We start from the raw sequence: 26777 nt of genomic DNA, 5'->3' as shown, positions 1-26777 counted from the left end.
ACTCGTTTGCGCCGCCGCCCGTTATTTCTTAGGGGGCGCAGCGCCTTTACGCAGCCCTCGGCGGCCGCGGCGCATGCGCCGGAATGAAAAGCGGCCACCATCGAGCGGTGGTGAATAATCTCACGCTGCCTTTATGCGGCTATCTGCTTGACATATTAAGCGTGCTTGCTATTGCTTAATCAGGCAAAGATGATGAGCCTTAAATAATTATCTCCTTGTAAAATACCGTATTTATAATTTATGGCGAGGCGGCGAGGGGGGAATGGCAGGTCATAAGGTGAAGTTGCCCGGTATCAAAGAGAGCCGGCGCCTGCTGAATTTTGAGGCCGCCGTAAGGAAGGTGGGCCTGGCTATTCTGTTGGCTATTATCTGCGCCGCGCTGGCCGGCGGATTTTCTGTCGGCTATTTTAGCGAGGCTGAAAAAGCCAATCCGCCGCAGACCCTAAAGATCGCCTATGACCATTTTGGCCGACTGCAAAAAGAGTTTCGCCTCAAAATCACGGCGCATCTGCTCCGTGGCGATAAATATGTCTTCAGCCTCGGCGGTGATTTTAATGAAAACTATGAGCCAGGCGGCATCTGGCCGCAGCCGGACGGTATGTACAGCCAGGGAAATACGCTTTATCTGATCTATAACAACGTGAAAAATAAAGGCGATTTCTCTCTCTGGCTGTACGTCACGCCGGCGAAGCCGGGGCGGTCTGAGAATATCATCCGGGTGAACGCCGAGCCTGAGATCCGCTATTGGCAGTTTATTTATCCTTAGGGGGCTGGTATGGAGATGGTTTTCCGGGCGTTAGCCATTTATTTAATCCTGCTGGTGGTATTTAAAATTGCCGGACGCCGCGCATTATTACAAATGACCAGCTTCGACCTGATCCTGCTGCTGATTATCAGCGAGGCGACGCAGCAGGCGCTGCTGGGCAACGATTTTTCGGTTACCGGGGCGATGCTGACGATTATTACCCTGGTGGTGGTCGATATCCTGTTTGGGCTAATGAAAAAGTATATTTCTGGCGCGGAGTCGGCGCTTGACGGCTCCCCCGTTGTGCTGGTGGCCGACGGGGTGCCGTTAACCGATAACCTGAAAAAGGTCGATGTCTCCTGCGACGATATCCTGGTCGCCGCTCGTCAAAATCAGGGCATCACGGAATTTCGCAAAATAAAATATGCCATTCTGGAGCGTAACAGCCATATATCGGTTATCCCTACCGAAGAGTAGGGAGCGCATCGTCATGACGGATCCAGACCGTCGGGCTATTCAACCGTCCAGGCCTGGCTGAAGCTATCATCGATAAAAATCTCCGCCAGCCCGCTAATCTGCTTCAGGCGCAAAACTTCGTCCTGATCCATTCCCAGCTCCTGGCCGATGCGCCGATCGTCCCACCCCAGGCGGTAAAGGTCGCGAACAATATCCGACATGGCGGCGATCTGGTGTTTGCCTCTGGCGCGGTTGTGGCGAATGGTGGCGGCGATACGCTCTTTCTTCCCCTGACGCGATGAGTTAATCAGCGTAACCGGCAGATAGCCGCGCAGGCGCTGGTGAATCTGCGGGTTGGCGGCGCTTATCAGATGGCGATGAAAGCCATCGACAACCAGATACTGCTCCTGCTGGCGAGCGACCACCACCGGCTGGGTGAAGCCGTCCATTTCTACCGAGCGCTCCAGCAGCCTTTTTTCCGTTGCGCTCATGCTGTTGGGATTATAATCATTTGCCGTGACTGACCCGGCGTCAACCCATAATACGCAATCCACGGGCTCGTCGCAGAAGGGGCTGTGCCGGTGGATGAGCATCTTAAGCTGGTTAATGGCGTCAATCTTACTTTTTATATCTGAGAAAGATTCAAGGTAGTTGGCCACGACCTTGCTGATATCCGTTGACATTACAGAGTTCCCCACGTCTTTCGTTTGTTGCTGATATTGTCGCAATATCTCTTATAGTTCTGGGATTAGGTCGGGCTGAATGAGAGCGTCCGGCACCAGTAATCATTCTTGAGGAGCGTTTTGCAGATCCTGCGCCAGGAGGGGATATCGCGAAAGCCAAGATCCTTATCCTGGGCATCGGGAATATCCTGCGGAAAGCCGCGCGTCTGGTACCAGTGCAGGTAGATGGCGATCTTGTTGCGGTAATGTTCCGCGGTTTGCTGCGGCATGCTTTCAAGCAGGAACAGCGCGTAGCTGCGCCAGGTATGCTGCTCCGGCTTGCGCATTTGCGTTCTGAGGGCAAAATAATCGCCGCTTTCGTTAGCATATTTCGCCGCGCCGTGCGCGCCGCACACCCGGCGACACATCTTCTCCCATGTGTCAGGTTCGAGCGTGTGGTAAAGCCACAATCCGCGGCGCTGCTCCGGGCCAAAGGGTTCGCAAACGCGCATGTTTCTTAGCGTCACGCCGGCACGGTACATCAAATCATACAGCGGGTTGTAGGGGAGCTTTGATTTAGCGTTGAAGATCCAGATATCCTGCGTACGCCAGTCGTACAGAGGGTAGCAGGTGTAGCTTTTGCCCCCCGGCAGCGCGGTCCCAGGGCTTTTCCTTATCAAAGCGCGATTTTGTCTGCGAGGTCAGCGCCATGTAGCGGTGTAGCGACTCATCGGTACGAATGCCGATCAGCGAGGCGAGGCTGCGTCCGGCGGCCAGCCATTGAATAAATGCCGGCACAAAGGATTCAAAGGTCATCGGATAGTGATAGAAGGGGAGATCGGCGCCGCAGGTGACGGCCCCCTCCAGCGGCTGGCGCACCCATTCAGCGCCGGGTTCCCAGCAGATCCATTCCGGCTGGTGCTGCGATACGCCGCTTACCGTGGTCAGCGGCAGGGCGATCCAGAAAAAACGGCTGATGACGTCCTGATAGCGCGTCCGCATTTTTTCGACATGCTCAATCGTTAATAAATACTGCGCCTCCCAGTCAATAAACAGCACCACGAACTTTTTGCGCTTCACGCGCGCAACGGTTGCCGCCAGATGCAATAAGACGGTTGAGTCCTTGCCCCCGGAGAACGACAGGCAAACCTGCTCAAATGATTCAAACACCCAGTCCAGGCGGAGCAGCGCCGCGTCAAAAACGTCCATGTCGAGATTTATTTTCTTCATCCGCTCTCCCGGCTTTAAACTCATGTTTATAAATTCAGGCCTCGCGTAGGCTAAGGAAATAGCCAGCCAATATAATTGAGCATCGCGAGTTTATTATTTACACCAAGCTTATCTTTGATCTTCAGGTAGTAATGGGATACCTGTTTATTACTCATGGAGAGCATGCGTTCGACGCCGCCGCGGGTCGGTGAAGTATATGCGGCGCGAAGAACGTCATACTCTCTTTTGGTTAAATGACCGCCGCTGCGTAATTCAGCATAATATCTCAGCAGCTTACCGATGCTGGCGACGTTGTTGCTCTTGAGCTTTCTGCGCCACTCGCGTAATCCGGCCTGCTTAGAGATGAAGAAATCGCCCATACCGTCTTTTATTTTGCGGTCGCTGATAATTAAAACCGAAGCGTTACCGCGAATGATCAGTACCTGAATAACCGCGAGGAGCGCGCAGATATTAGGGAAGTAGCTTTCTTCAAGAACAAAGAGATCCCCGGCGCCGCTGGGCCTGATCGCGGCTTTTAGCGTCTCGAGGCCGTCGCTTAGGTACTGGTTAGCCATATAGGAATATGAAGAGACTGCGGTTGCCGGCGGGATATCCGTAAGGCCGCCGCCGCTATAACTTTTTAACAATAGCTCAAGATCTAAGTAAGCGTAGTGTTCCGTATCGGCTTTGATTATTTTACTCCGCTGACCGGGTGCAATTATTTGTTCATGCATAGAGAATGCCCGCAATTTTAATTGTTATCAGAGCGCGTCTGAACTCATGGATAAAAATGATAAGGCGGGTGATATTATTTCGGGTAGTTAATTTATCTTAAGTAATCTTTAGTGAGGGTGGCGGTTATTTTAATCATTGAAACTAATATCTTTTTATTTCTTATTTTTCTTTAGATGCTGATTTACATCATTGACATTTTTAATTGTATTTAATGCAGGTTATGTTTGTAGGCGATCTTAAGGGCTGACGCCCTCCGTTTCGACCTATGATGCAGCGGAATAAACCGTTCACTTTCGCCGGCGCCGTAAAGATAGCTTGTAATTAGGGGATCCTCTATGAGGCCAGAGATGAAGTCAACTCTATTTACGCCTTATTGCGCGGTTATTTAAAACGGTCCGTCGCTATTAATTAAAATAACGCGCCGTGATTAGTGATGGCGATAAATTATCAAGGGCTGCGGGGGCGTTCACTCGCCGCTTTCTCCCCGCGTTGTCCCGGTTTTGTTCCCTCATGGGCCCTCATGAGAGGATTTCCCGCCGCGCAAAGCCAGCGGGCCGCGGCGGTTCAGGCGTGCGATAGCGTCGGGAACATCAGCCTGTTGTCCTTAAAAATGTTCTCTTTGGCCGTATAGATAAATAAAAAGTCGTCGCCCTCGATTTTTTCATACTCGCCGATACGACCTTCAACGGGGGTGAAGCCTAAAATCGCCAGCTGGGTTCGCTGGTCGGCGAGTTCATTGATGATGGCTGACATCGAACCGCCGGCGTCGCAGAAAATATCAAAGCAGATCAGCGCGCGGTCGTTTTGCATCGCGATGGCCACGGCGCGATTTTTTTCCGAATAGTAGACGAAGTGCTTCATAAACGCCGAGCAGTAGAACATCAGCAGGCCGAAGTTATTATGTGCCGAGAGCTGAGAGAAGGGATTGGATTTCTCATAATAGTGCTTGAGGATCGCCACATCGCTCTCTTTATCCATATCAAGCCGGCGGAAGTCGCCCGGGCTCGGCGTCACCGGCAGGGTATATTGATATTCATCGTACTGCGCGAAACCAAATCGCGGATAGAAATCGACGGTTGTGGAGTTAGCAAACAGAAAAATCGCATCGGCTTTCTCTTTCCAGTCATCGAGAATATGGTTAATCAGCTGCGTCGCGAGGCCTTTATCGCGATGGTCGGTATCGGTCATTACGGTGCCGATCTGGATATAGTGAAGCGTCTTCCCTTGCCACTTGAGGTCGATGATGTTGGCGGAGGCGTTAGCAATCACTTTATTATTATCAACGAAAGCATAGGGAATGTATGACCCGGTCCAGTAGCCTTTTTTGTACCACTCCTTAAATGATAGATCAAAGGTCTTAATAGCCAGGTCAATGAAGCTATTTCTTAAGGCATCATTATCCATAACCTGTTTGACTAATTTGTATTTCATTGGCCGGTGTTCCTTTTTATTTATTGTGCTACACGACAGTGCTGATGCTAATTTAATATTAAAATCAATGACTCATCTATGCAGTTAAGTATGAACGGTTCACGATATTTGTACACCCCGCGGTCCGCAGTCATTTCTCAGGACGTTGGCTCGGTCACAGTAAATAAAGGGCTTTGCCGATTCTGTGGAGGTCGTTGCGCGAGGGACCGACGATTTAGGCGATGCACCGGCATTCGTCAGCGTGCGCTGAACCGCAATGTTTGCCGCAAGAGGCTGCCGTTCGGGGAGGATATTGCGGCGCTGGAGCCGGCGCCGGGTCCCTGCCGCTAACCCGTCATCTGCCCGTTCGCCGCCGGCGCGTAAACCATCGCGCCTCGCGGAACGGACGCGAAATCAATGGTGGACGCAGAATAGTTCGCGCCTATTTTTAATGAAATGACAAAAGTGTTAATGAGCTATTGCTGACTTTGTCTAAAAACAAAAAATGGCTAAATTTAATAAACGCAGAGCGATATAACGTGTTCAAGGTCATGACCCCTATCATAAATTGCCTGGGTAAATGTGGTATCATCGCGCCTTTCCCTTTTCGTTTGGGCCCTTTTTATGCAACAACCCGCTGTTCGCGTAGGAGAATGGCTGGTTGCCCCCTCTGTTAACCAAATTAGCCGGAAGGGACGCCAGCTCACTCTTGAACCGCGCTTGATCGATCTTCTGGTTTTCTTTGCCCGCCATCCTGGCGAAGTGCTCAGCAGAGACGAGCTTATCGATAACGTCTGGACGCGCAACGTTGTAACCAGCCACGTTGTCACTCAGAGCATTTCGGAACTGCGCAAGTCGTTGAAGGACGGCGACGACGGCAGCCTCGAATATATCGCAACGGTACCGAAGCGCGGCTATAAGCTAACGGTGCCGGTCATCTGGTGTACGGAGGAGGAGGAGGAGCTGACGCCGCTTCTGTCTCCTCTCGCGCCGCCGGAAGCCGCGGCGCCATCTTCGCCTGCCGCGCCCGACGTTCCGCCTCCAACCAGAACCGAGAAACGTAAGCGGATCAGCACCTTTATCGTCTGGGGACTGTTCCTGCTGGCGCTGGCAACCTGCGTAGCGCTGGTGGCGCTGTCGAGCATCGAATCGCGCCCGCCGGTCAATAAAGCCCGTCTGCTGCTAAACCCGCGCGATATCGATATCCACCTGCTTAACGGCAACTCCTGCACCAACTGGGCCTCCCAGCACTCCTACGCGGTGGGGCTTGGCAGCCTGGTCACCACCTCGCTGAATACTTTTTCCACCTTTATGGTGCATGACAAAACCAACTACAACATCAACGAGCCGAGCAGCTCGGGTAAAACCCTGACCATTGAGTTCGTCAACCAGCGGCACTATCGCGCCCAGCAGTGCTTTATGTCGGTGCAGATGGTGGATAACGCCGACGGTTCCACCATGATGGACAAGCGCTACTTCATCACCAGCGACAACCAGCTGTCGATTCAAAACGATCTGCTGAACAGCCTGTCGGAAGCGCTGAAGCAGCCGTGGCCGGAGCGCATGCAGGCCATGCTTAAGCAGTACCAGCCGTCGCAGAGCGTCGCGCTGACCCACTTCTACCAGGCGCATCAGCTATTAATGAACGGAGATGTCGACTCATTAGGCAAAGCCAGCGCGCTGCTCGATGACGTGATTAGCCAGGCGCCTGACTTTTCCTATGCGTATGCGGAAAAGGCGCTGGTGGATGTATTACGCCATTCGCAACAGCCGCTGGATGAACGGCAGCTCGCGGCGCTGTATGCGGAAATAAACCGGGTTGGCGATATGCCGGGTATTAAAGATCTGGCGGTGTTTTATCAAATTAAAACGGTTGATATGCTGGGACAGGGAAAAATCGACGAAGCGTATCACGCGATTAATACCGGCATCGACCTGGAAATGTCGTGGATGAATTACGTGCTGCTGGGTAAAGTCTACGAAATGAAGGGCGAGAACCGGGAAGCCGCCGATTCCTACCTGACGGCCTTTAATTTACGGCCGGGCGAAAACACCTTTTACTGGATTGAAAATGCGGTATTCCAGACCTCGGTTACCCGCGTTGTGCCATATCTCGATAACTTCCTCTCTTCAGAATAAGTAAACCCTCATCACGGGCATGGTTTCAGGTTCGCTGAGGTTAAACTTATGTTTCTCATGAGTCCGGTGATTGTTATATCTATGCGGCAGCTTAGCTGCCGTGTGCAACATATTTCCAATACCGATATCTGGCCCTAACTTACTGTAATTTAATGATGTTTATCTTTTTGTGATATCAACCTGTCATCCTGATATGTTAATCCAAAAAGGTCAAAATATCATTTGTCTGACGTTTGCCGTTATTTCACTTTATCTTTAGGACTTATCTCCTTTGAGTCAGTAATCTGGCTGGCAGTTGGTCGGGTCAATAAAAGGTTCACGATCATGATCTGTACCTCCAAAATAAACTTAGGAGAAAAGCAAACATGAGTTCTGCCAAAAAGATCGGGCTATTTGCCTGTACCGGCGTGGTTGCCGGGAATATGATGGGGAGCGGTATTGCACTATTACCCGCGAACCTCGCCAGTATTGGTTCAATTGCTATCTGGGGGTGGGTGATTTCTATTATTGGCGCAATGTCTCTGGCTTATGTTTATGCCCGACTGGCGACCAAAAATCCGCAGCAGGGCGGCCCTATTGCGTACGCTGGTGAAATATCTCCGGCGTTCGGCTTCCAGACCGGGGTGCTTTATTACCATGCTAACTGGATCGGTAACCTGGCGATCGGGATTACCGCCGTCTCTTATCTGTCGACATTCTTCCCTATATTAAATAACCCGGTTCCGGCCGGTATAGCCTGTATTGCGATCGTCTGGGTATTTACCTTCGTTAATATGCTCGGGGGAACCTGGGTCAGCCGCCTGACGACCATTGGGCTGGTGCTGGTATTAATTCCGGTGGTGATGACGGCGGTGGTCGGCTGGCACTGGTTTGACGCCGCCACCTATCAGGCCAACTGGAACACTTCCGCCACCACCGACAGCCACGCGGTCATCAAAAGTATCCTGCTGTGCCTGTGGGCCTTCGTCGGCGTCGAATCCGCCGCCGTCAGCACCGGGATGGTGAACAACCCGAAACGTACCGTGCCGCTGGCCACCATGCTGGGGACCGCGCTGGCAGGTATCGTTTATATCGCCGCGACTCAGGTGATTGCCGGGATGTACCCCGCAGCCCAGATGGCCGCATCCGGCGCGCCGTTCGCCATTAGCGCTTCAACTATGCTCGGTGGCTGGGCCGCTCCGATGGTTTCCGCCTTCACCGCCTTTGCCTGCCTGACCTCTCTTGGTTCCTGGATGATGCTGGTTGGCCAGGCCGGCGTGCGCGCCGCCAACGACGGCAACTTCCCGAAAATCTACGGCGAGCTTGATAGCAACGGTAATCCGAAAAAAGGCCTGCTGCTGGCGGCGGTGAAAATGACCGTGCTGATGGTGCTGATTACCCTGATGAACTCCAGCGGCGGTAAAGCCTCTGACCTGTTCGGCGAGCTGACCGGTATCGCGGTACTGCTGACCATGCTGCCTTACTTCTACTCCTGCGTGGACCTGATTCGCTTCGAAGGCATCAACATTCGCAACCTGGTGAGCCTGATCTGTTCAGTTCTGGGCTGCGGCTTCTGCTTCATCGCCCTGATGGGGGCAAGCTCCTTCGAACTGGCCGGTACCTTTATCGTCAGCCTGATTATCCTGATGTTCTACGGCCGCAAAATGCACCAGCGCCAGCATGCCAATGACGCCGCTGAAAGCTCTACCGCCGGCGCGCATTAATCAGCAACCCCTTTTCCTGGAGCTCCTTCCTGCACCTGTCACCACGTGACGGGAGGGGCTTTCTTTATCCGGAGATTTGACTATGAACGTTATCGCAATCATGAATCACATGGGCGTCTACTTTAAAGAAGAGCCTATCCGTGAACTGCACCGCGCCCTTGAACGCCTGGACTTCCGCATTGTCTATCCGAACGACCGCGAAGATTTACTGAAACTTATCGAAAACAACTCCCGCCTGTGCGGCGTTATCTTCGACTGGGATAAATACAATCTCGAACTGTGCGAAGAGATCAGCAAACTCAACGAATATATGCCGCTGTACGCTTTCGCCAACACCTACTCCACGCTGGACGTCAGCCTCAACGATCTGCGCATGCAGGTTCGCTTCTTCGAATATGCGCTGGGCGCGGCTGACGACATCGCCGACAAAATCAAACAGAACACCGATGAATATATCGATGCGATTCTGCCGCCGCTGACCAAGGCGCTGTTCAAATACGTGCGTGAAGGCAAATACACCTTCTGTACCCCGGGCCACATGGGCGGTACCGCCTTCCAGAAAAGCCCGGTCGGCAGCATCTTCTACGACTTCTTTGGCCCGAACACCATGAAATCAGATATCTCGATTTCGGTTTCCGAGCTTGGCTCTCTGCTGGATCACAGCGGCCCGCATAAGGAAGCGGAAGAGTATATCGCCCGCGTATTTAACGCCGAGCGCAGCTACATGGTGACCAACGGGACTTCGACCGCCAACAAAATCGTCGGCATGTACTCCGCACCGGCCGGCAGCACCGTGCTGATTGACCGTAACTGCCACAAATCGCTGACCCATCTGATGATGATGAGCGACATTACGCCAATCTACTTCCGCCCGACCCGTAACGCCTACGGTATTCTCGGCGGGATCCCGCAGAGCGAATTCCAGCACGCGACCATCGCAAAACGCGTTAAAGAGACCCCGAACGCCACCTGGCCGGTGCACGCGGTGATCACCAACTCCACCTACGACGGCCTGCTGTACAACACCGACTTCATCAAGAAAAACCTCGACGTCAAATCCATCCACTTTGACTCGGCGTGGGTGCCTTACACCAACTTCTCGCCGATCTATGCCGGCAAATGCGGGATGAGCGGCGGCCGCGTGGAGGGGAAAATCATCTACGAAACCCAGTCCACCCACAAGCTGCTGGCGGCGTTCTCCCAGGCCTCAATGATCCACGTGAAAGGCGATATCAATGAAGAGACCTTCAACGAAGCCTATATGATGCACACCACCACCTCCCCGCACTACGGGATCGTGGCCTCCACCGAAACCGCCGCGGCGATGATGAAAGGCAACGCCGGCAAGCGCCTGATCGACGGCTCTATCGAACGTTCCATCAAGTTCAGAAAAGAGATCAAGCGTCTGAAAAGCGAGTCCGAAGGCTGGTTCTTCGACGTATGGCAGCCGGAGCATATCGACGGGGCTGAATGTTGGCCGCTGCGCTCAGACAGCGCGTGGCACGGTTTTAAAAACATTGATAACGAGCACATGTACCTCGACCCGATTAAGGTCACTCTGCTGACGCCGGGGATGAAAAAAGACGGCACCATGGATGAGTTCGGTATTCCGGCCAGCATCGTGGCGAAATACCTCGACCAACACGGCATCGTGGTGGAGAAAACCGGTCCGTACAACCTGCTGTTCCTCTTCAGCATCGGTATCGACAAAACCAAGGCCCTGAGCCTGCTGCGCGCGCTCACCGACTTCAAACGCGCGTTCGACCTCAACCTGCGCGTGAAAAATATGCTGCCGTCTCTGTACCGCGAAGATCCTGAATTCTATGAAAACATGCGCGTTCAGGAGCTGGCGCAGAACATTCACAAACTGGTTGAGCATCACAACCTGCCGGACCTGATGTTCCGCGCGTTCGAAGTGCTGCCAAAAATGGTGGTCACGCCGTACGCCGCGTTCCAGAAAGAGCTGCACGGTCAGACGGAAGAGGTCTATCTCGACGAGATGGTCGGTCGCGTTAATGCCAACATGATCCTGCCGTATCCTCCGGGAGTGCCGCTGGTTATGCCGGGGGAAATGATCGCCGAAGAGAGCCGTCCGGTGCTGGAATTCCTGCAGATGCTGTGCGAAATCGGCGCCCACTACCCGGGCTTCGAAACCGATATCCACGGCGCATATCGTCAGGCGGATGGTCGCTACACCGTTAAGGTGCTGAAAGACGAAAACACCAAGTAACTGAAGCTCCGAGGGAAGTGGCCTGCCGCTTCCCTTTTTCACGCTGCAAGGAGACCTCATGAAAACACCCTCACAGCCGCGCGCGATCTATTACATCGTGGCGATTCAAATCTGGGAATACTTCAGCTTTTACGGCATGCGTGCCTTACTTATCCTCTATCTCACCCATCAGCTTGGCTTTGATGACGGCCGCGCCATCAGTCTATTTAGCGCCTACGCCTCTTTGGTTTACGTTACCCCTATTCTCGGCGGCTGGCTTGCCGACCGCCTGCTCGGCAACCGCACGGCGGTCATTGCCGGCGCGCTGCTGATGACGCTCGGCCACGTGGTGCTCGGCGTCGAATCCGACGCAACCTGGAGCCTGTACCTCGCGCTGGCGATCATTATCTGCGGCTATGGCCTGTTCAAATCCAACATCAGCTGCCTGCTTGGCGAACTGTACGCCGTTGACGACCGTCGCCGCGATGGCGGCTTCTCGCTGCTCTATGCGGCGGGGAACGTGGGCTCCATCGCCGCGCCGATTGCCTGCGGGCTGACCGCCCAGCGGTACGGCTGGCATTTCGGCTTTGCGCTGGCGGGGATCGGCATGTTTATCGGCCTGCTGATTTTCTTAAGCGGCAGCCGCTACTTCCGTCATACCCGCGGCGTCGACAGGCAGGCGCTGCGGGCGGTGACGTTCGTGCTGCCGGCCTGGGGCTGGCTGGCGGTGATGCTGTGCGTGGCGCCGGTGTTCTTTACCCTGCTGCTGGAAAATGACTGGTCCGGCTATCTGCTGGCGTTCGTCTGCGCCTTTGCCGCCCAGATGGTGGCGCGGATCATGATCGCCTCCCCGCAGCACCGCCGCGCGCTGGGGCAAATCGTGCTGCTGATGCTGACCGGCATGCTGTTCTGGGTGCTGGCGCAGCAGGGCGGCAGTTCGATTAGCCTGTTTATCGACCACTTCGTTAACCGGCGACTGCTGAATATTGAAGTGCCGACGGCGCTGTTCCAGTCGGTCAACGCGGTGGCGGTGATGGCGGCGGGCGTCTTGCTGGCGTGGCTGATGCGCCCGGAGGGCGCTACCCGCTCCTCGCTGCGGGTGTGGCTGAAATTCGCCTTTGGCCTGCTGCTGATGGGTTGCGGATTTATGCTGCTGGCGCTTAACGCGCGCCACGCCACCGTCGACGGGCAGGCCTCAATGGGGCTGATGGTCGGCGGGCTGGCGCTGATGGGCTTTGCCGAGCTGTTTATCGACCCGGTGGCGATGGCGCAGATCACCCGCCTCAACATGCCTAGGGTGACCGGGATGCTGACCGGGATTTACATGCTGGCTACCGGCGCGGTCGCCAACTGGCTGGCGGGGATGGTGGCGCAGCGGACCACCGAATCACAAATCAGCGAAACGGCCATTGCCCCCTGGCAGCACTTTTTCTCGCAAATGGGCGAATGGACGCTCGGCTGCGTGGCGGCGATCGTGCTGCTGGCGTTTGCCGCCACCTTCAGCCTGGGCCGACGTCGTGCCGCCGGTGAAGTTCCCGGCGGCGGCGCCTGAGGGGGAGGTTAACGCAAATGCGCTCCTTGCACCGTTCAATAATCAGGAGGAGGATATTCTGACTGGAGCGTAAGCCTGAGACAAAAAATCGTTAGTTAAGCGATGGCTGAGTGAGATCGGCCGGAAGTTAGGCCAGGTTGTTTAATATTGTTCTCCGGCGATGTCGCCCGGGACGAAGAGTGACCTGGCTCAATTATCGAAGCAAGTTTGAAAGCAGGGTTATGAGGAACCAACATGTCTGAACAACAAGCACAAAGTGCCGATGAGGCAATTGACCTTAATAATGAACTGAAAACGCGTCGTGAAAAGCTGGCTGCGCTGCGTGAGCAGGGTATTCCGTTCCCGAACGATTTTCGCCGCGACCATACCTCTGACCAGCTGCACGCGGAATTCGACGGCAAGGAGAACGAAGCGCTCGCCTCCCTGAACGTTGAGGTCTCCGTGGCTGGCCGCATGATGACCCGCCGTATCATGGGGAAAGCCTCTTTCGTTACCCTGCAGGACGTGGGCGGCCGCATCCAGCTGTACGTGGCGCGTGACGATCTGCCGGAAGGCGTCTACAACGAGCAGTTTAAAAAGTGGGATCTCGGCGATATCGTCGCCGCCCGCGGCAGGCTGTTCAAAACCCAGACCGGGGAGCTGTCGATCCACTGCAGCGAGCTGCGCCTGCTGACCAAGGCTCTGCGCCCGCTGCCGGACAAATTCCACGGCCTGCAGGATCAGGAGGTGCGCTATCGCCAGCGCTACCTGGATCTGATCGCCAACGACGCCTCGCGCCACACCTTTAAAGTGCGCTCGCAGATCCTCGCGACCATGCGCCAGTTCATGGTTGATCGCGGCTTTATGGAAGTTGAAACCCCGATGATGCAGGCGATCCCCGGCGGCGCGTCGGCTCGTCCGTTTATCACCCACCACAACGCGCTGGACATGGACATGTACCTGCGCATCGCGCCGGAGCTGTACCTGAAACGGCTGGTCGTTGGCGGCTTTGAGCGCGTCTTCGAGATCAACCGCAACTTCCGTAACGAAGGTATCTCCGTGCGCCACAACCCCGAGTTCACCATGATGGAACTCTATATGGCGTACGCGGATTATAAAGACCTGATCGAACTCACCGAGTCGCTGTTCCGCACCCTGGCGCAGACCGTGCTGGGTAAAACCGCAGTGCCGTACGACGACCAGGTTTTCGACTTCGGCAAGCCGTTTGAAAAACTCACCATGCGCGAGGCGATCAAGAAATACCGTCCGCAAACCGAGATGACGGATCTCGATAGCTTCGACACGGCGAAAGCGATCGCCGAATCCATCGGCATCAGCGTGGAGAAGAGCTGGGGTCTGGGCCGCATCGTCACCGAAATTTTTGACGAAGTGGCGGAAGCGCACCTGATTCAGCCGACCTTCATCACCGAGTATCCGGCGGAAGTCTCGCCCCTGGCGCGGCGCAACGACGTCAACCCGGAAATCACCGACCGCTTTGAGTTCTTCATCGGCGGACGTGAAATCGGCAACGGCTTCAGCGAGCTGAACGATGCCGAAGACCAGGCGCAGCGTTTCCTCGATCAGGTAAACGCCAAGGCCGCCGGCGACGACGAAGCGATGTTCTACGACGAAGACTACGTGACCGCGCTGGAGTATGGCCTGCCGCCGACCGCCGGCCTCGGCATCGGTATCGACCGGATGGTGATGCTGTTTACCAACAGCCACACCATTCGCGACGTGATCCTGTTCCCGGCGATGCGTCCGCAGAAATAACCGGCCGCAAAAAGCAAAGCCCCGGGGCGTGTTGGCGTCCCGGGGCTTTTTTGTGTGTCCGGCGCCGCATCTTTCCAGTGTCTATCCATGAATGATTCCCCAATGAAAATCATCTCCTGCTGAATGCCAGTCCCGTCCCTCCGGCAGGTGAGTAAACTGCCGGTTGCCTCTCATTTTTCGCTCGTTTATGTAGCAATGTTAGATATCTGTCAAAGTTCTGTAACTGCGTGGTTTTAAAATTTTCATTTCAGTTATTTAATTATAAAAGTTTCAAATGTGTTGTTAATGAAAAAAACTGACTGAAATGTTGTGGCCACAGGCATAGATGGTTAATGAACTACTGTTTTAATAATTCATTATAAATCAACCGATTTCGGCAGTTTTTGGCGAAAGGTGAGCCGACGGCGCTGGCGGAGACGCGTTCTCCGGCCGAAGGACAGACAGGTGTTTGACCCGTTTTTTATGAAATGAATTTTTCATTTATCTCAATAAACTGGCGTATCAACGACGCTCAAGGATCAACTGTGAATATCAAGAAAACAATTGTTGCCTCTTTGTTAGCCTGTATGTTGCCTGCGGTTGTAATGGCAAAAGATATCTCCGTCGGCGTGTCGATGGCGCTTTTTGACGATAACTTTCTGACGATCCTGCGCACCGCTATGCAAAAAGAGATGCAAAAAGATGGCGTTAAGTCGCAGGTTGAAGACGCCAAGGGCGACGTGGCGCAGCAGCTGCAGCAGGTCCAGAACTTCATCGGCCAGGGCGTGGATGCCATCATTGTTGCCCCGGTCGACACCAACGCGGTGAAACCGATTATAGATCAGGCAACCAAAGCCGGTATCCCGCTGGTGTTCGTTAACCGCCGCCCGCAGCTGCCGCTGACGGACAAAATGGCCTACGTCGGCTCGGATTCCGTCCTCGCCGGGCGCCTGCAGATGGAAGCGCTGGCGAAGGCGATGAACGGTAAGGGCAACGTCGCGATCCTGCTGGGCGATCTGGCGAATGAATCGACCCGCGACCGGACGAAGGGCGTGGAAGAGGTGGTGGCAAAATACCCGAATATCAAAATCGTGCAGAAGCAGACCGCCAAATTTATGCGTAACGATGCGGTGGACGTGGTGAGCAACTGGATGACCAGCGGGGAAGATATCCAGGCCATCGCCTCAAACAATGATGAAATGGCCATCGGCGCGCTGCAGGCGCTGGGCAGCAACCCGAACCATATTCTGATCGCCGGCGTGGACGGCACCCCCGACGCGCTGCAGATGCTCAAAAACGGCAAGATGATCGCCACGATCTTCCAGGACGCCAAAGGGCAGGGTGAAGGCGCTGTCAACGCCGCTATCAAGCTGGCCAACGGCGAGAAGGTCGAAAAATTCATCGACGTCCCCTACCAGCTGATTACCAAAGAAAACATGTCTGATTTCGTCAGCCGCAACCAAAAATAACCATTCCAGGCCCAGCGGTACGGAGGTTGATCTATGAACGCTTTTGCCCTAGAAGCCGAAGGTATCAGCAAGTTCTTTCCCGGCGTGAAGGCGCTCGATAATGTCTCATTGCGCGTGCGTCCGGGAACGGTGCACGCGCTGATGGGCGAAAACGGGGCCGGTAAATCGACGCTAATGAAGTGCCTTATCGGGATTTATCGTCCCGATAAGGGCGCGATAAAAGTGAAAGGCCAACCGGTGCAGTTTCAGGACACGATGGACGCGCTGCGATCGGGGATCTCAATGATCCACCAGGAGCTTAATCTGGTGCCGCATATGACGGTGGCGGAAAATATCTGGCTCGGCCGCGAGCCGATGAAGTACGGCTTTGTCGACCATCGCCAGCTAATGAGCCAGACCCAGGCGCTGCTGAATAAGCTCAATATCCGCCTCGCCGCCGATCGGCTGGTGGGCGATCTTAGCATCGCCGCCCAGCAGATGGTGGAAATTGCCAAGGCGGTCTCGTGGAACGCCGATATCGTGATTATGGATGAGCCGACCTCGGCATTAACCGAGGGGGAGGTGACGCACCTGTTTACGATTATTCGCGACCTCCGCGCCCAGGGCAAAGCGATCATCTATATCAGCCACAAGATGGATGAGATCTTTGCAATTACCGATGAAATCAGCGTCTTTCGCGACGGCAGCTGGGTGGCCAGCCAGCAGACGGCGGAGTACACCCGCCAGTCGCTGATTACCCAGATGGTCGGGCGAGAATTAACCCAGCTGTTCCCAAAATTCAATAATACGATCGGCGAGGATGTGCTGAGCGTGCGCAATCTGTCGCGCAGGGGCTACTTCGATGACGTCAGCTTCAGCGTGCGCCGCGGCGAAATCCTCGGCGTTGCCGGGCTGGTCGGCGCCGGGCGCAGCGAGGTGATGGAGTGTCTGTTCGGCATGGAGAGCTTTGACGCCGGAGAGGTGCTGATTGATGGCGTCCCGGTGAAGATCGACTCGCCTTCCGTGGCCATCGAAAAGGGGATGGCGCTGCTGACCGAGGATCGCAAAAAGTCCGGCCTGTTCCTCGTCCTGTCGGTGCTGGAGAATATGAGCATCGTCAATATGCCGGAATATGTCGGCAAAAGCGGGTTTGTTAAGCATATGAAGATGGCGGAAGACTGCATGGAGCAGATCCGCCGTCTGAATATTAAAACTCCGACGATGGATCAAATTATTAATAACCTCAGCGGCGGTAATCAGCAAAAAGTATTGATTGCCCGCTGGCTCTTAGCCCAGCCCAAAATATTAATTCTCGATGAGCCGACCCGCGGTATTGACGTGGGGGCGAAGGCTGAAATTTACCATCTGATTAGCGAACTGGCGAACCGTGGCGTCGCGGTGATTATGGTTTCTTCTGAACTACCGGAAATCCTCGGGATGAGCGACCGCGTGATGGTCATGCACGAAGGGCGGATTACCGGCATCCTTGAAAAAGACGAGGCCGATCAGGAAACCATTTTGTCGTTGGCATCCAATTGAGGCGTAGAGAATGAGCAATATGAAACTGACCGCAGCTCCCGTAAATGAGAAATCCTCTTTCTTGAGTCAGCTACGGCATAAGTTGCCGAAAGATACCGGAATATTTATCGTCATGGTGGTGATTGCTCTGACGTTTGAAATTGCCGGCTGGTTCGTTCGCGACCAATCATTTTTAATGAATAGCAACCGCCTGGTGCTGATCGTTTTACAGGTGGCGATCATCGGTATTATCGCCGTGGGGGTGACCCAGGTGATTATTACCACCGGGATTGACCTCTCCTCCGGTTCGGTTATCGCTCTCGCTGCGGTGGTGGCGGCGAGCCTGGCGCAGACCTCGGACAGCCTGACGCCGATGTTTCCGGCGCTGGTCAACCTGCCGGCGGCGATCCCCGTTTTGGCCGGGATCGGCGTCGGCCTGCTCTGCGGATTGACCAACGGTTTTCTGGTGACCCGCACCGGTATCCCGCCGTTTATCGCCACCCTCGGGATGATGGTCTCCGCCCGCGGACTCGCCCAGTATTACACCCAGGGCAACCCGATTAGCTTCTTGTCCGACAGCTTTACCGCCGTGGGGCAGGGGGCGATGCCGGTCATTATTTTCTTTATCATCGCCGCGCTGTTTCACGTCGCGCTAAAGCATACCCGCTACGGTAAATACGTCTATGCCATCGGCGGCAACATGACCTCGGCGAAAGTCTCCGGCATCAACGTCAACAAGTACCTGGTCATCGTTTATACCATTGCCGGCGCGCTCTCCGGCCTCGCCGGCGTGGTGCTGGCGGCGCGCGTCAGCAGCGGCCAGTCGAGCATGGGGATGTCCTACGAGCTGGACGCCATCGCCGCCGCGGTGATCGGCGGCAGCAGCCTGATGGGCGGCGTCGGGCGGATTACCGGAACGCTGATTGGCGCGGTGATTCTGGGGCTGATTAAAAGCGGCTTCACCTTCGTCGGCGTCGATGCCTACGTGCAGGATATTATTAAAGGCATCATTATCGTCGCCGCGGTGACCATCGATATGCGCCGCAACCGTAAAAAACACTAGCTTGTAAAAATGGCCCGCCGCGGGCCATTGGTTTTTATGCACGCGGGGCTACGCCTCGTTTGCCGCCAGCAGCAGGCTGTGCAGCAGGACGTTGGCCCCTTTTTCGGCCCAGGCGGGCAGAATATTCTCCGTCTCATTATGGCTAATCCCCTTCTCGCAGGGGATAAAGATCATGCTGGCGGGCGCCACCTTGCTGACGTAGCAGGTATCGTGCCCGGCGCCGGAAACCATCCGTTTAGCGCTATAGCCGAGCGCCAGGGCGGCCCGCTCGCTGCGCGCCAGGCAGTCGGGATCGAAGGCGATGGGCGCGTAGTCAAAAATGCGCTCGACCTCTGCCGTCACGCCGCGTTGGCCCAGCGCCGCGGCGGCGCGACGCAGCGCGAGCTCCATCGCTTCGAGGGCGTCGCTCTGCGGGTGGCGAAACTCAACGCTGCATTCAATGCGGCCGGGCACCACGTTGCGCGACCCCGGCGTCACCTGTACGGTGCCGACCGTCGCGCGGCCGTCGGGCTGGTGGGCGACGCCAATCCCTTCTACCGCCAGCGCCAGCTCGGCAAAAGCGGTCAGCGCGTCGCGGCGGCTGCCCATCGGCGTGGTGCCAGCGTGGGCGGCGAAGCCGGTCAGCGTGATATTGAACCAGCGCTGGCCCATCGCCGCGTGCACCAGGCCGATATCAATCCCTTCGTCTTCCAGAATCGGCCCCTGTTCGATATGCACCTCGTAGCAGGCGTGCAGGGGAAACGCCGCCGTCGGGTGCGGGCCGCGATAGCCGATCGCCTCCAGCGCCGCGCCGACGCTGACGCCGACGCGATCTTCCCGCGCGAGCGCCCAGGCTTCGCTGAACTGCCCGGCCCACACGCCGGAGGCGAGCATCGCCGGGGCAAAGCGCGCGCCCTCTTCGTTGGTCCAGTTCACCAGCACGATATCGCGCTCGGTCTCGATGCCGCGTTCGTTAAGCACCCGCAGCGCCTCCAGACCCGCCAGCACGCCGTAAATACCGTCATAGCGGCCGCCCAGCGGCTGGGAGTCGACGTGCGAACCGGTCAGTACCGGCGCCAGCGCCGGGTTTTTCCCCGCCCGGCGAATAAACATATTGCCCATGCTGTCGACCCGGCAGTCAAACCCCGCCGCCAGCGCCCGGTCGCGCAGCAGATCGCGGGCCCTGCGGTCCTCTTCGCTCAGCGCCAGCCGGGTGACGCCGCCGGCGGGCGTCGCGCCGATGGTCGCCATTTCGTTAAGCGTTGCCCACAGGCGCTGGCCGTTGACGGTTATCATGATGGGTCCTTTTTTACGCGGTAGCGGAAATCGCAGCATGGTGCGCCCTGCATAATGGTCGTCGTGCGGGTTAGCTCAACCTCCGGCGCGTAGCCGACGATAAACTTGTCGTCGCGGGCGCAGGAGAGCAGGTGGCCAATCTCGCCGAGGCCCATTTCGTGATACATCTCGGCGTAGCGGCAGCGGTTAACGTTGTAGTTGTACTGTCGGTCGTCGGCGTCCAGCACGGTGACCTCCAGCGCGTTGTCCTTCTCCCACAGATACTGCAGGGCGACAAAGCTCTGAATATCCGCGCCGTTGGGCTCTTTGGCGGCGAAGGCTTTCCCCGCCTCAATGGCGGCGTTTTCAATCGCCTCGCCGATGACCGCCTGGGCGCGAGCTTTGCCTATCTCGCGCACCAGGATGTCGTAAATCGGCTTAATAATCTCGGCTTCAATTTTGCGGCGGGCGAGAATGCCCAGCTCGTTATTTTCACTCATCACATTGCCTCACTGCGTTACTTCGCGGCGCCGCCACCGAGCACGGTTTGCGGCTGCCATTTACCGTCGACCACTTTGTAGACGGTAAAGGTTGGCGACTTCAGGTTGCCCTCTTTATCAAAGGCGATCTGCCCGGTGACGCCGGCGTAGCTGATGGCGCGCAGGGCGGGCAGGTAGACCGCCGGATCGACGGAGTCGGCTTTTTCCATCGCCGCGACCAGTACCCGGGTAGCGTCGTAGGCGAACGGCGCGTGCAGCTCGATATGGGTGTGATAGCGCGACTGATAGGCCTGCTCAAAGGCCTTGCCGCCCGGCATCTGCTCCACCGGCAGCCCCGGTTCCAGCGCCACCACGCCGTTGCCCTCTTTCTGCGCCAGCTGCAGGAAGGTCTGGCTGACGAAGCCGCCGGCGCCCATCAGGGTGGCGCTGAGCCCCAGCTGCTTAATGCGGCGCGCCAGCGGCGCGGCCTGGCTATCGACGCCGCCGAAGAAGATCAGATCGGCGTTTTTGCTGCGGATCGCCGTCAGCACGGCGCTGAAGTCCACCGTTTTGTCATCGACGTACTGGCGATCGACGATATCGATCCCCTGGGCCTTCAGCGACTTAATAAACTCATCCGCCAGGCCCTGGCCGAAGGCGGTGCGATCGTCGATCACCGCGATGCGTTTGGCCTTCAGGGTCTGCACCGCGTACTGGCCGGCGAACTGGCCGCCGTCATCGTCGTGGCCCATCACCCGGAAGCTGGTATCGAAGCCCTGTTTGGTATACGCATGACCGGTCGCCACCGGCGCGACCTGGGCGATCCCGGCGTCGTGATAGACCCGCGCCGCCGGAATGCTGGTGCCGGTATTCCAGTGGCCGACTACTCCCGCCACGCCGTTATCCACCAGGCGCTGGGCCACGGCCACCGCGGTGCGCGGGTCGGACTGGTCGTCCTCCGACTGCAGCTTAAAGGTCACCGCCTTGCCGCCGATCGTCGGGTGCTGCTTGTTGATATCGTCGATGGCCAGCTGAGCGCCGTTTTCCAGATCCTTACCGATACGCGCGGAAGGGCCGGTTAGCGGGCCGGCAAGGCCGATAGTGACGGTTTCGTCGGCGGCGGACCACGCGGCGGATGAGGCAAAACCGCTGAGCACAATAGCGGCGGCAAGGGCGCTGATTTTTGCTGTTTTCATTGCTTTTCCCTGATGTTGGTTGGTGTGTTAAACGGGCATTTCGCCCAAATAAATCTGCGCTATGCGGTCGTCGGCCAGCAGCGCCCGCGATGGGCCGCGCTCAACGATGCTGCCGCTGTCCATCACCCACGCGCTGTCGGTGGCCTCCAGCGCCAGGCGCGCGTTCTGCTCGATCAGCAGCAGCGCCACGCCGCGCTGGCGCAGGGTGGCAATCACGCGAAAAACGTTCTCTACCATCAGCGGCGCCAGCCCCATCGACGGCTCGTCGAGGATCAGCAGCCGCGGCCGGCTGAGCAGGGCGCGGTTCAGCGCCAGCAGCTGCTGTTCGCCGCCGGAGAGCAGCCCGGCCAGCTGATGCTGGCGTTCGCCGAGGCGGGGAAACTGGCTGAAAATATCGTCCATCTCCCGCTTAACCGCCGCGCCGTCGCGGCGCAGCCAGGCGCCCATATGCAGGTTTTCCAGCACCGTCATGCGGGCGAAAATGCCGCGGCCTTCCGGCACCATCACCAGCCCTTCGCGCAGCAGCGCTTCGGCCCGGCGTTGGCGTACCGGCCTGCCGTTGAAGAAGATGTCGCCGCTAAACGACTCCAGCCCGGTTACCGCGCGGACGGTGGAGCTTTTGCCCGCGCCGTTGGCGCCGATAAGCGTGGTCTGCTCGCCCTCTTTAACGCTAAACGACACCTCGCGTACCGCCTGAATGCCGCCGTAGCGCACCCCCAGACCGCTGACGGTTAATAGATCAGACATGCGCGCTTCCTCCCAGCCAGGCGGCGATCACCGCCGGATCGCGGCGTACGGTTTCAGGAGTGCCGCTGGCCAGCGTTTTGCCATAGTCCAGTACCATCAGGCGATCGCAGATCCCCATCACCAGCTTGACGTCGTGCTCAATCATCAGCAGCGTTTTGCCGTCGTTGCGGATGCGCAGCAGCAGCTCGCCGAGCGCCACCTTTTCGGCGGCGTTCATCCCAGCGGCGGGCTCGTCCAGCGCCAGCAGGCGCGGGTCGGTGGCGAGGGCGCGGGCAATCTCCAGCCGCCGCTGGTGGCCGTAGGCGAGGTCGCAGGCGCGATAGTGGGCGAACTGGGCGATGCCGGTATACTCCAGCCAGTGCCACGCCAGCTCGCGGGTTTGCGCCTCTTCGGCGCGGGCGCGGCGGTGGCGGCTCAGCGCCGCCCACAGGCCGTTGCGGGTGCGCACGTGGCGGCCGACCATCACGTTTTCCAGCACCGACATTTCGTTAAACAGCCGCACGTTCTGGAAGGTGCGGGCGATGCCGGCGGCGGTGACCTTCTCAATGTTCTTCGGGAAGTAGGGCTCACCGGCAATGGCGAACTCGCCGCTGTCCGCCGGATAGAGCCCGGTTATCAGGTTAAAGCAGGTGGTTTTACCCGCGCCGTTGGGGCCGATCAGGCCGTAGATTTCGCCCTCGTTAATGGCGAGCGAGACGTTATCGACCGCCGTCAGGCCGCCGAAGCGCTTCGACATATGGCTGACGCTGAGCAGGCTCATGCCTTACCTCCTTTATGCCCGGCGGGCCAGATGCCCTGCGGACGCAGCAGCATCACCAGCACCAGCGCCAGGCCGTAAAAGAGCTGGCGCAGAATTTCCGGATCAATCAATACTTCGCCGAACAGCGCCTGCTGCAGCGGGGCGGCCTGGCTGCGCAGCAGCTCGGGCAGGGCGGTCAGCAGCACGGCGCCGAGGATAACGCCCGGGATATGCCCCATCCCGCCGAACACCACCATCGCCAGCACCGCAATCGACTCCTGCAGGGTGAAGGATTCGGGGGAGACGAACCCCTGGAAGGCGCCGAACAGCGCCCCGGCGACACCGCCGAACGAGGCGCCGATGGCGAAGGCCAGCAGCTTATAGTTACGCAGATTAATGCCCATCGCCCGGGCAACGTCCTCATCCTCGCGGATGGCGTGCCAGGCGCGGCCGATCCGCGAGTGCTGCAGGCGCAGGCAGACAAAGATAATCGCCACGATCGCCAGCATCAGCAGGTAGTACCATAGCCACAGCGCCGGAACCTTAACGCCGAACCAGTGGTAGACGCCGCTGAATTTCAGCCCGAACAGGCTGAGCGTATCGACGCCGGAGATGCCCTTTGCGCCGTTGGTAATATTCACCGGGCGATCGAGGTTGCGCATCAGGATGCGGATAATCTCGCCGAAGCCGAGGGTGACGATAGCCAGGTAGTCGCCGCGCAGCTTGAGGGTCGGCGCGCCCAGCACGATGCCGCAGCCCGCCGCCACCAGCGCGGCGAGCGGAATAATCAGCAGCCAGGAGGCGTGCAGGCCGTCCGGGAACCAGGCCAGCAGCTGCGGGAACGCCTCCAGCAGATGCGGGGAGGCCAGCAGCGCAGCGAGGTAGGCGCCGACGGCGTAAAAGGCGATAAAGCCCATATCCAACAGGCCGGTGTAGCCGACCACGATGTTGAGCCCCAGCGCCAGCATGATGTACAGCAGGGCGAAGTCGATGACCCGCACCCAGTAGTTGCCGCCGAGCTGGCTGGCGACCATCGGCGCCACCAGCAGCGCGCAGATAAACAGGGCCATGCCGGACCAGAAGCGGCGGGAGGCGGCGGGGGCCGCAACGAGTTGTGCCGTTGTCATATTTTTTCCTATGCCCGATGCGCGACGCGCTCGCCGAGTAAACCGGCGGGACGGAACACCAGCACCACAATCAGCACCATAAAGGCGAAAATATCCTGATAGTTGCTGCCGAAGACGCCGTGGGTCAGGTCGCCGAGATAGCCGGCGCCCAGCGATTCGATGATCCCCAGCAGCAGGCCGCCGAGCATCGCGCCGCGAATATTGCCGATGCCGCCGAGCACTGCCGCGGTGAAGGCCTTAATGCCGGGGAGAAAGCCCATTGAGAAGCTGGCGCTGCCGTAGTTGCTGGCCATCATGACCCCCGCCAGCGCCGCAAACGCGCCGCCGATGGCGAAGGTGAGGGTGATAATGGCGTTGGGGTTCACCCCCATCAGCGTGGCGATGCGCGGGTTCTCCGCCACCGCGCGCATGCCGCGGCCCAGGCGGGTAAACTCCACCAGCAGCCACAGGCCGAGCATGACCGCAAAGGCCAGCGCAACGGTGACGATGCCGGTCACGGTGACGATCGCTGGCGGATGCGCCGCGCTGCCGTGGGTAACGGCGATCGGATCCATCGGCAGGATCTGCGGGAACATCTGCGGGTTGCGGGTCCAGATAATCATCGCCGCGGTTTGCAGCAGCACCGACACGCCGATCCCCGAGATCAGCGGCGCCAGGCGAGGGGCGTGGCGCAGGCGGCGGTAGGCGAAGCGCTCAACCGCCATCGCCAGCAGCGCGCACACGATCGTGGCCAGCATCAGCGCCAGGATCAGCTGGGCCAGCGGCGGCAGACCGGGAAAATGGGCGTGCAGCGCGTTCATGGCCGACAGGGTTGTCAGCGCGCCGACCATCAGAATATCGCCGTGGGCAAAGTTAATGATGCGCAGGATGCCGTACACCATGGTGTAGCCGAGCGCGATAAGGGCATAGATGCTTCCCAGCATGATGCCATTGATGAGTTGTTGTATGAGAGTGTCCAACCGAATTACCCGACAATGTGCTCAAATTACGGCTACCATCCAATAAATGAATTAAATTGTAAAATACGGATATATTCTTTCTTATTATGATCGCGAATTTATCTATCTTTATGATATTTAATATAATTAAATAAGGTATCGGATCTCATTTAGCGCTAAGAAAATCAATATATGAAAAAAACAGAGCAGTCAGCGGGGCGAGAAGAGTGGACGGAAAGCGGCCTGGTCAACGATCCGCCGCTGCGGGCGGTGCGCGCCTTTGAGGCCATCGCCCGCCTCGGCAGCATCACCCTCGCCGCCCGGGAGCTGGCGATATCGCCGTCGGCGGTCAGCCACCAGCTGAAAGTGCTGGAGGGATACCTGCAGATCCCGCTTACCGAGCGGCAGGGGCGACGGCTGACCCTCAGCCTGCAGGGGCGGGAATACTACCGCTCCATCCGCGCGGCGTTTAACGTGCTGCGCCAGGCCACCGAGCATCTGGTCGATCAGGTCCAGAGCCAGCAGGTAACGATCAGCCTGATCCCGCTGTTTGGCATGGGCTGGTTTATTCCTCGCCTGCCGTCGTTCGTCCACGCCAACCCGCAGACCGAAATCAACGTGGTTTACGCCAACCACCGCAACTACCTCAGCGACGCCTCGGATATGTCGATTCGCTTCGGCAACGGGCGGTGGGCGGGGTATCAGAGCGAAAAGCTGATTTCCGGCCGAATGGTGGCGGTGTGCAGCCGGGCGTTTATCCGCCTGCACGGGCATATTGATACCCCGGAGCAGCTGCTGCAGATGCCGCTGCTGCATGACGAGGAGCGCAGCACCTGGAACCAGTGGTTTGTGCAGCAGGGGGTGAAGCGCCCGCCGCGATCGACGGGAACGCTGTTTGAGGACGGGCTGTTAACCCTCGCCGGCGTGCAGGCCGGGCTGGGCTGCGCGCTGATGCGCGAGCCGCTGATCGCGCCGTACCTCAACAGCGGCGAGCTGGTGAAAATCTTCGACGCGGCGATCGATGACGGCCGGGATTACTACCTGTGCGTGCGCCAGGACAGCGAAATGACCCCCAACGGCAGGCTGCTGCAGAGCTGGCTGCGCAGCGAAGCGCTGGGATAGCCGACTAGTCATCGACCGTTGACGTTTGCGCATACAGGACCACGATGCCCAGCGCGTTGCTGCGTTTAATAATCGTAATCCGGTTGTCAGCGGGATAGTAGCCAAAGGGATAGCAGATGCGGATTTCTTTTTGTAGCCCTGGATCTTCAACGTACGCCCCGGAACAGCTGCGCGAGCTGCCGGAGGTATACCGGTAGGGGGCGGTGTAGGTAGATACTTCTCCAGGCAGCAGCCAGGTCAGGGTGATGAGGATCACATGCTGAATCAACATGGCGAGGGCGAACGCCATCACAAAACTGCCGCCAATGGCACTGAACAGCTGGCGGGGAGGCGTGTTGCCGGCGGTGCCTTTGCGGATGATAAACCAGACAAACAGGACCATGATAAGCAGGGCCAGCGCTAAGGCGACATACAGCATGTCGCGAATCACGACCGGATTGAGAAATGTTTCCCGGTCTATTTCAACGCGCCACGCCACGCCACGGCAAAAAAAATCACCAGCAGGGTGGAAACGGTGACCGATATTAACCACGGATATGAATATTTCTTCACTGATTAGCCTCCCTGCAGCAATCAGTATGCGCTTAAGAATTTA

Annotated in this window: 22 protein-coding genes and 1 pseudogene; 11 read left to right on the top strand and 12 right to left on the bottom strand. The window is 57.5% G+C overall.

Annotated features, from left to right (window positions below; genetic code table 11):
* Nucleotides 1-262 precede the first annotated feature (262 nt).
* Both AC1M2H_RS20665 and AC1M2H_RS20660 read left to right on the top strand, forming a co-directional pair.
* Complete coding sequence (locus tag AC1M2H_RS20665) at nt 263-766, top strand: hypothetical protein (RefSeq protein WP_480148851.1); 504 nt, start codon at nt 263-265, stop codon at nt 764-766.
* Nucleotides 767-775: 9 nt separating this feature from the next.
* A complete protein-coding gene (locus tag AC1M2H_RS20660) occupies nt 776-1222 on the top strand; it encodes a DUF421 domain-containing protein (RefSeq protein ID WP_480148850.1) in 447 nt (148 codons plus the stop codon).
* A 35-nt stretch (nt 1223-1257) separates the two neighbouring features.
* On the opposite strand, the gene AC1M2H_RS20655 is transcribed toward AC1M2H_RS20660, so the two are convergent.
* The 4 genes and pseudogenes from AC1M2H_RS20655 to AC1M2H_RS20640 all read right to left on the bottom strand — a co-directional run bounded on the left by AC1M2H_RS20655 (nt 1258) and on the right by AC1M2H_RS20640 (nt 5238).
* Nucleotides 1258-1884 (bottom strand): IbrB-like domain-containing protein, encoded by a 627-nt coding sequence (locus AC1M2H_RS20655; RefSeq protein WP_480148849.1) that lies wholly within the window; start codon nt 1882-1884, stop codon nt 1258-1260.
* A pseudogene (locus AC1M2H_RS20650) lies at nt 1884-3093 on the bottom strand (phosphoadenosine phosphosulfate reductase). Before AC1M2H_RS20650 ends, AC1M2H_RS20655 begins: the two are co-directional and overlap by 1 nt.
* Before the next feature lie 50 nt (nt 3094-3143).
* Nucleotides 3144-3806 (bottom strand): hypothetical protein, encoded by a 663-nt coding sequence (locus AC1M2H_RS20645; protein WP_480148848.1) that lies wholly within the window; start codon nt 3804-3806, stop codon nt 3144-3146.
* Nucleotides 3807-4371: 565 nt separating this feature from the next.
* Nucleotides 4372-5238 (bottom strand): GNAT family N-acetyltransferase, encoded by an 867-nt coding sequence (locus AC1M2H_RS20640; protein WP_480148847.1) that lies wholly within the window; start codon nt 5236-5238, stop codon nt 4372-4374.
* Nucleotides 5239-5841: 603 nt separating this feature from the next.
* Here AC1M2H_RS20640 and cadC point away from each other — a divergent pair.
* From cadC to AC1M2H_RS20600, 8 genes are all read left to right on the top strand, one after another.
* Nucleotides 5842-7356 carry a lysine decarboxylation/transport transcriptional activator CadC gene (gene cadC / locus AC1M2H_RS20635; protein ID WP_480148846.1) on the top strand — a complete coding sequence of 505 codons (1515 nt, stop codon included), beginning with the start codon at nt 5842-5844 and terminating at the stop codon, nt 7354-7356.
* A 365-nt stretch (nt 7357-7721) separates the two neighbouring features.
* Nucleotides 7722-9059 (top strand): cadaverine/lysine antiporter, encoded by a 1338-nt coding sequence (gene cadB, locus AC1M2H_RS20630; protein ID WP_480148845.1) that lies wholly within the window; start codon nt 7722-7724, stop codon nt 9057-9059.
* Nucleotides 9060-9141: 82 nt separating this feature from the next.
* Complete coding sequence (cadA, locus tag AC1M2H_RS20625; RefSeq protein ID WP_480148844.1) at nt 9142-11289, top strand: lysine decarboxylase CadA; 2148 nt, start codon at nt 9142-9144, stop codon at nt 11287-11289.
* 58 nt (nt 11290-11347) lie between these two features.
* Nucleotides 11348-12820, top strand: coding sequence for a POT-type proton-dependent oligopeptide transporter (locus AC1M2H_RS20620; protein WP_480148843.1), 1473 nt, complete (start codon nt 11348-11350; stop codon nt 12818-12820).
* Between the two features lie 234 nt (nt 12821-13054).
* Nucleotides 13055-14572: a lysine--tRNA ligase gene (gene lysS / locus AC1M2H_RS20615; protein WP_480148842.1), complete on the top strand. Its 1518-nt coding sequence runs from the start codon at nt 13055-13057 to the stop codon at nt 14570-14572.
* A 524-nt stretch (nt 14573-15096) separates the two neighbouring features.
* Nucleotides 15097-16020, top strand: coding sequence for a sugar ABC transporter substrate-binding protein (locus AC1M2H_RS20610; protein ID WP_426812787.1), 924 nt, complete (start codon nt 15097-15099; stop codon nt 16018-16020).
* 33 nt (nt 16021-16053) lie between these two features.
* Entirely contained in the window at nt 16054-17538 is a 1485-nt protein-coding gene (locus tag AC1M2H_RS20605; RefSeq protein WP_480148841.1) for a sugar ABC transporter ATP-binding protein, read from the top strand.
* 19 nt (nt 17539-17557) lie between these two features.
* Nucleotides 17558-18580: an ABC transporter permease gene (locus tag AC1M2H_RS20600; protein ID WP_480152000.1), complete on the top strand. Its 1023-nt coding sequence runs from the start codon at nt 17558-17560 to the stop codon at nt 18578-18580.
* A gap of 48 nt (nt 18581-18628) precedes the next feature.
* Here AC1M2H_RS20600 and AC1M2H_RS20595 read toward each other — a convergent pair whose 3' ends face one another.
* Genes AC1M2H_RS20595 through AC1M2H_RS20565 form a run of 7 tightly spaced genes read right to left on the bottom strand, consistent with a single transcriptional unit; the run spans nt 18629 to nt 25045 of the window.
* On the bottom strand, nt 18629-19855 hold the full coding sequence (locus AC1M2H_RS20595) for a Zn-dependent hydrolase (RefSeq protein WP_480148840.1): 1227 nt from the start codon (nt 19853-19855) through the stop codon (nt 18629-18631).
* The gene (locus AC1M2H_RS20590; RefSeq protein WP_480148839.1) at nt 19852-20334 is read right to left on the bottom strand and encodes an L-2-amino-thiazoline-4-carboxylic acid hydrolase; all 483 of its coding nucleotides are present in this window, start codon (nt 20332-20334) and stop codon (nt 19852-19854) included. Before AC1M2H_RS20590 ends, AC1M2H_RS20595 begins: the two co-directional genes overlap by 4 nt.
* A 17-nt stretch (nt 20335-20351) precedes the next feature.
* On the bottom strand, nt 20352-21509 hold the full coding sequence (locus AC1M2H_RS20585; protein WP_480148838.1) for a branched-chain amino acid ABC transporter substrate-binding protein: 1158 nt from the start codon (nt 21507-21509) through the stop codon (nt 20352-20354).
* A 27-nt stretch (nt 21510-21536) separates the two neighbouring features.
* Nucleotides 21537-22256 (bottom strand): ABC transporter ATP-binding protein, encoded by a 720-nt coding sequence (locus tag AC1M2H_RS20580; RefSeq protein ID WP_480148837.1) that lies wholly within the window; start codon nt 22254-22256, stop codon nt 21537-21539.
* On the bottom strand, nt 22249-23016 hold the full coding sequence (locus AC1M2H_RS20575) for an ABC transporter ATP-binding protein (protein WP_480148836.1): 768 nt from the start codon (nt 23014-23016) through the stop codon (nt 22249-22251). Before AC1M2H_RS20575 ends, AC1M2H_RS20580 begins: the two co-directional genes overlap by 8 nt.
* The gene (locus AC1M2H_RS20570) at nt 23013-24122 is read right to left on the bottom strand and encodes a branched-chain amino acid ABC transporter permease (RefSeq protein ID WP_480148835.1); all 1110 of its coding nucleotides are present in this window, start codon (nt 24120-24122) and stop codon (nt 23013-23015) included. The genes AC1M2H_RS20575 and AC1M2H_RS20570 overlap by 4 nt, the downstream gene beginning before the upstream one ends.
* An 8-nt stretch (nt 24123-24130) precedes the next feature.
* Nucleotides 24131-25045, bottom strand: a complete 915-nt coding sequence (locus AC1M2H_RS20565; protein WP_480148834.1) for a branched-chain amino acid ABC transporter permease — start codon at nt 25043-25045, stop codon at nt 24131-24133.
* Between the two features lie 207 nt (nt 25046-25252).
* On the opposite strand from AC1M2H_RS20565, the gene AC1M2H_RS20560 reads away from it, so the two are divergent.
* Entirely contained in the window at nt 25253-26182 is a 930-nt protein-coding gene (locus AC1M2H_RS20560; protein WP_480148833.1) for a LysR substrate-binding domain-containing protein, read from the top strand.
* 4 nt (nt 26183-26186) lie between these two features.
* Here AC1M2H_RS20560 and AC1M2H_RS20555 read toward each other — a convergent pair whose 3' ends face one another.
* The gene (locus tag AC1M2H_RS20555) at nt 26187-26714 is read right to left on the bottom strand and encodes a hypothetical protein (protein WP_480152301.1); all 528 of its coding nucleotides are present in this window, start codon (nt 26712-26714) and stop codon (nt 26187-26189) included.
* Between the last annotated feature and the right edge of the window lie 63 nt (nt 26715-26777).

It is taken from the genome of Klebsiella sp. F11 (assembly GCF_056712265.1).
The sequence above is the reverse complement of the archived record's forward strand: the minus strand, read 5'-3'. Positions and strand labels throughout refer to the sequence as shown.